This is a genomic window from Mesorhizobium sp. M1A.F.Ca.IN.020.06.1.1, assembly GCF_004023265.1.
Taxonomy (GTDB): domain Bacteria; phylum Pseudomonadota; class Alphaproteobacteria; order Rhizobiales; family Rhizobiaceae; genus Mesorhizobium.
Map to the genome: position 1 here is coordinate 1 of NZ_RZSR01001256.1, position 1382 is coordinate 1382.

The following is a 1382-nucleotide window of genomic DNA, read 5'->3' on the forward strand; positions in this document are numbered from 1 at the left end:
GCCCATTAATGAATCTTAACGGCGACGATGGCCGGATTATGACGGGTTTCACGGGTCATTCCGCCCATCCGACCGCCTTGGACTTATGGTGGCTGGACAATCCGCCGGATCATTCCACAATGCGTGAAACAATGACGCGGAAGCGCGAAAAAAGGGGAGGAGCCGAGATGCTCGGACTGATGCAGGAATGGCCGCTGCTCTGCCATAAGCTGATCGATCACGCCGAACGCCAGCACGGCGGGCGCGAGATCGTGTCGCGTTCGATCGAAGGCCCGATCGTGCGCACCACCTTTGCCGACGTCCGTCATCGGGCGCTCAAAGCGGCGCAGCGGCTGGAGCGTGACGGCTTCGGGCTCGGCGACCGCATCGCAACGCTTGCCTGGAACACCGCCCGCCACATCGAGGCCTGGTATGGCATCATAGGGATCGGCGCGATCTACCACACGCTCAATCCGCGCCTGTTTCCCGAACAGATCGCCTGGATCATGAACGACGCCGAGGACAAGGCGATCTTCGTCGACCTGACCTTCGTGCCGCTGCTGGAAAAGATCGCCGGCCAGATCAGGTCGCTCAGGCAGGTGATCGTGCTGACCGATCAGGCGCATATGCCGCAAACCTCGTTGCCGAACGCTGTTGCCTATGAGGAATGGCTTGCCGAGGCCGACGGCGCCTTCGCCTGGAAGACATTCGACGAGAACACGGCTGCTGGCATGTGCTACACGTCGGGCACGACCGGCGATCCGAAGGGCGTCGTCTACAGCCATCGCTCGAACGTGCTGCACGCCATGATGGCCGCCATGCCCGATGCCATGGGCGTTTCGACGCGCGACGTCGTCCTGCCCGTGGTGCCGATGTTCCATGCCAATGCCTGGGGACTCGGTCAGGCCGCGCCGATGATCGGGGCCAAGCTGGTGATGCCAGGCTGCAAGATGGATGGCGCCTCGATCTACGAATTGCTCGACACCGAAAAGGTAACTTTCAGCGCCGCTGTGCCGACGGTATGGATGATGCTGCTGCAGTATCTCGAGGAGACCGGCAGGAAGCTGCCTTATCTCAACAAGGTCGTCATCGGCGGTTCCTCCTGCCCGCGCGCCGTCACCGCCAAGTTCCAGGACAAATACGCGGTTGAGGTGGTGCATGCCTGGGGCATGACCGAAATGTCGCCGCTCGGCACGTTGTGCACCATGAAGCCGGAATATGAAGGGCTGACCGGCGATGCCAGGCTCGATATCCAGGGCAAGCAGGGCCACCCGCCCTTCGGCGTTGAAATGAAGGTGACAGACGACGAGAACAACGCGCTGCCCTGGGACGGCAAGACCTTCGGGCGGCTGAAAGTTCGCGGCCCGGCGGTCGCGCGCGCCTATTACGGCGGGGACGGGGCC

The 1382-nt window shown here is 62.6% G+C and carries 1 protein-coding gene; it reads left to right on the forward strand.

The window, feature by feature from the left end; genetic code table 11:
• Positions 1-167: 167 nt before the first annotated feature.
• The coding region (locus EOA60_RS33030; protein ID WP_128312622.1) for an AMP-binding protein at positions 168-1382 on the forward strand (1215 nt) is incomplete at its 3' end.